Source organism: Cellulomonas sp. P4_B5_2 (assembly GCF_056402235.1).
Genome location: NZ_JBFUHU010000364.1, coordinates 1 through 3,492, shown reverse-complemented (window position 1 = coordinate 3,492; position 3,492 = coordinate 1). Strand labels below are relative to the sequence as shown.

3 protein-coding genes and 1 pseudogene are annotated in these 3,492 nt (G+C 74.2%); all 4 read left to right on the top strand.

The genetic code is table 11. The annotated features are described in order from the left end of the window. A pseudogene (locus tag AC1DUQ_RS19465) lies at positions 1 to 218 on the top strand (alpha/beta hydrolase family protein); the annotation flags it as partial. A gap of 106 nt (positions 219 to 324) precedes the next feature. Beyond that, positions 325 to 1,230, top strand: a complete 906-nt coding sequence (locus AC1DUQ_RS19460; RefSeq protein WP_477062426.1) for a PP2C family protein-serine/threonine phosphatase — start codon at positions 325 to 327, stop codon at positions 1,228 to 1,230. Next, complete coding sequence (locus tag AC1DUQ_RS19455; protein ID WP_477074393.1) at positions 1,227 to 2,543, top strand: FHA domain-containing protein; 1,317 nt, start codon at positions 1,227 to 1,229, stop codon at positions 2,541 to 2,543. The genes AC1DUQ_RS19460 and AC1DUQ_RS19455 overlap by 4 nt, the downstream gene beginning before the upstream one ends. Continuing rightward, positions 2,540 to 3,492 (top strand): serine/threonine-protein kinase (locus AC1DUQ_RS19450; RefSeq protein ID WP_477074392.1); only part of this gene is annotated, 953 nt, incomplete at its 3' end. The genes AC1DUQ_RS19455 and AC1DUQ_RS19450, both read left to right, overlap by 4 nt.

The window sequence follows — 3,492 nt, the reverse complement described above, 5'->3', positions numbered from 1 at the left end:
TCGTGGTGCAGGGCGGCTGGGTGGCCGTGCGGGTGCTGGGCATCGCCGTGGTCGTCGCCGGCGTCCTGCTGCTGCGGCGCTGCCGCCGGGTCCGGCTCGACGGCGCGCACCCGGCGCCCGGCATCGTGCGGACCGCGGTGCTGTGGGGCGGTGTGATCGGCTCGGTCGTCCTGCTCGTGGTCCTGGCCTACTGGGGAGTCTTCCAGCTGGGGATCTGACCACAAATCGGTCGAAGTTGTGTACCAGGCGCTCACGTGCGGCACGATGTGCGCCGATGATCTGAACGGATACCGGTCGGGACCGTTCCCAGGACGAGGGGGTCGTGTGCGCACGTCGTGGGGGTCGGCGACCGATCGTGGCCTGGTCCGCGAGGTCAACGAGGACGCCCTGCTCGCCTATCCGCCGGTGTTCCTCGTGGCGGACGGCATGGGCGGGCACGATGCGGGCGACCTGGCCAGCAGGATCGCCGTCGAGGAGTTCGCCCAGCTCGCCGGGCAGGCCGCGGCCACCGCCGACGACGTCCACGCCTGCTTCGACCGGACGGCCGCGCGGATCCGCACCGAGTTCACCGGTGGGCGCCAGGGCGGCACCACCGTCGCCGGGGTGGCCGTGACGGAGCATGACGGCGGGTCGTACTGGCTGGTGTTCAACGTCGGCGACTCGCGCGTGTACCTGTGGTCCGCCGACGTTCTGGAGCAGGTGAGCGTGGACCACTCGGTGGTCCAGGAGCTGCTGGACCTCGGCGAGATCGACCTGACCGAGGCGGCGACGCACCCGGACCGGCACGTCCTGACGCGCGCCCTCGGCACCGGTGACCCGCCGGAGCCCGAGTACTGGCTGCTGCCCGCCGGACTGCACGACCGGCTCCTCATCTGCACGGACGGCCTCACGCGAGAGGTCGGCGACGAGGACCTCGCCCGCGTCCTCGCCGAGACCGGTGACCCGCAGGACGCCGCGGCGATCCTGGTCCGGCTGGCGCTCGAGCACGGTGCGCGGGACAACGTCAGCGCGGTCGTCGTCGACGTCGCCACCGCGTCCGGTGCCCACGACGACGTCCACATCACCGTGCCCCGCACCGGGGCTGAGCTGGGGACCCACGTCTGGGACGAGATGCTCAACGGCGTCACCGTCCCGCGCCGGTCGCGCACGTCGACCCAGCCGATCCCGCGCGTCCGCCCGGAGGCGCCGACCCCGGACGCGGCCACACCGATCGAGGAGATGCCGTCATGAGCGTGCCCGAGTACACCACCGGCACCTGGACGGCCGTGGTCCGCCCCGGCTTCGTGGCCCTGCTCGGCCCCGGCGCCGCCGAGTCGACCGTCCGCGCCCTCTGGCAGGACGCGGGGGAGGGTGTGTTCTCCGCGCTCGCCCTGCTCGCTCGCGACGGGTTCGGCGGGCTCCCGCCGTTCGCCGTGGTGTCCGTCGACGGGCAGCGCGTGCACGCGGCGCTGCGCGGCGACGTCGAGGTGGTCGTCGAGGTCGGCGGCCGGCAGGACGTGTGGCGCTCCGGTGAGGTGAGTACCTGGACCGAGCGCGTGCTCGAGGGCGTGGCCGACGTGGTCGTGCAGGTGGACGGCGCGCCGGACGGACCGGACAGCCTCCCGCTCGCCGACGGGGTCGTCCGTGCCGCTCGCGTGCACGTCGGCCTGACCGCGCGCACCGACGCGGCCCCGCGGGCCGTGGAGCCGTCGACGGAACCGGCAGCGGCGGTCGAGCCGGAGCCGGTCGCGGTCGAGCCCGTCGCCGAGGCCGAGCCACACACCGACACACCCGTGGCCGACGAGCCGGCCGTGGCCGAGGCGGTCGCCGAGGACCCGCTGCCCGCCTTCGACCACGCCGAGGACGAGCCGCAGGCAGCTCCCGCGGTCGACGCGCACGGGGCGACGACCGAGATCATCGACGCCGTCGTGTGGGACGAGCCCACCCAGGTCGAGCTCGCACCCCTGACCAGGCAGGTCGAGGAGCACACCGACCCGGCCGGTGTCGTCGCCGAGGCGGAGTCGTTACTCGCGACGCCGTCGCCGAGCGTGGCCACGACCGAGACGGCTGCAGCGCGGCCCGTGGTCGTCGGCGGCGCGTCGCTCGACGACCACGACGGTCTGACCATCCTGTCCACCGACCTCGCCGAGATCCGGGACCAGCTGCCGTCCTGGGCGTCCGACGAGGTCCCCGGACCGTTCCGGGTGCCCGAGGTGGCCCCGGTCGCGGCCCGTCTGGTCCTGTCCACGGGCCTCGTCGTCCCGCTCGACCGTGCCGTCCTGCTCGGGCGTGCCCCGCAGGTCGCCCGCGTCACCAACCGCGAGCTGCCCCGCCTGATCACCGTCCCGAGCCCGCAGCAGGACATCTCGCGCACGCATGCCGAGGTGCGGGTGGAGGGAGACCACGTCGTGGTCACCGACCTCGACTCGACCAACGGCATCCACGTCGCCCGTGCGGGGGAGGGTGCGCGCCGGCTGCACCCGGGGGAGCCCAGCGTCGTCGGCGTCGACGAGGTCGTCGACCTCGGCGACGGCGTGACGTTCTCGGTGGAGCGGGGTTCGTGACCGCACGCCGCGAAGCATCGACGCCGCCTCGCCTGCCGGGCTACGAGTACCTCCGGGTCCTCGGCCTCGGGGGCTTCGCGGACGTCTTCCTGTACCAGCAGGAGCTCCCGCGGCGTGAGGTGGCGGTCAAGGTGCTGCTGGCCGGCAGCCTGGACGACGAGGTCCGGGCGCGGTTCCAGCAGGAGGCCAACCTCATGGCCCAGCTGTCGCACCACCCCTCGATCGTCACCATCTACCACGCGGCGATCGCGGCGGACGGCCGCCCGTTCCTGGTCATGGAGTACTGCTCGCGTCCCGGTCTGGCCGAGCGGTACCGCCAGGAGCGGATCTCCGTGGCCGAGGCGCTGCGGATCGGGATCAGGCTGGCGTCCGCGGTCGAGACCGCGCACCGGGCGGGCATCCTGCACCGCGACATCAAGCCGGCGAACGTGCTCACCACGGACTTCGGCTGGCCGGCGCTCACCGACTTCGGCATCGCCGCGACGACGGGCCACGGCGCCGGTGCCACCGTCGGCATGTCGATCCCGTGGTCGCCCCCCGAGCTGCTGGGCGAGCACCCGACCGGCGACGAGCGCTCGGACGTGTACTCGCTGGCCGCCACGATCTACTCGCTGCTCGCGGGCCGGACCCCGTTCGAGGTGGCCGGGGGGCAGAACACCGCGCAGCAGCTGGTCTCCCGCATCGAGCGGACGCCGCTGCCGCCGACGGGTCGGGTCGACGTGCCCTGGGGCCTGCAGGACGTCCTCGAGCGCGCGATGGCCAAGCACCCGGCCCGCCGGTTCGCGTCCGCGGCAGCGGTGGCGCGCGCGCTGCAGCAGGTCGAGGCGGACCTGCGCCTCCCGATCACGCCGCTGGACCTCACCGACGAGCCCGACCCCGGGCAGGACCGGGACCTGCCCACGGAGTCCCCGGACGGCGGCCGGGAGGACGCGACGCGCCTGCGCTCGAT

Bases quoted from the DNA above. Each gene is read 5' to 3' on its own strand.
- AC1DUQ_RS19455 (WP_477074393.1), top strand. From the start codon at position 1,227: ATGAGCGTGCCCGAGTACACCACCGGCACCTGGACGGCCGTGGTCCGC.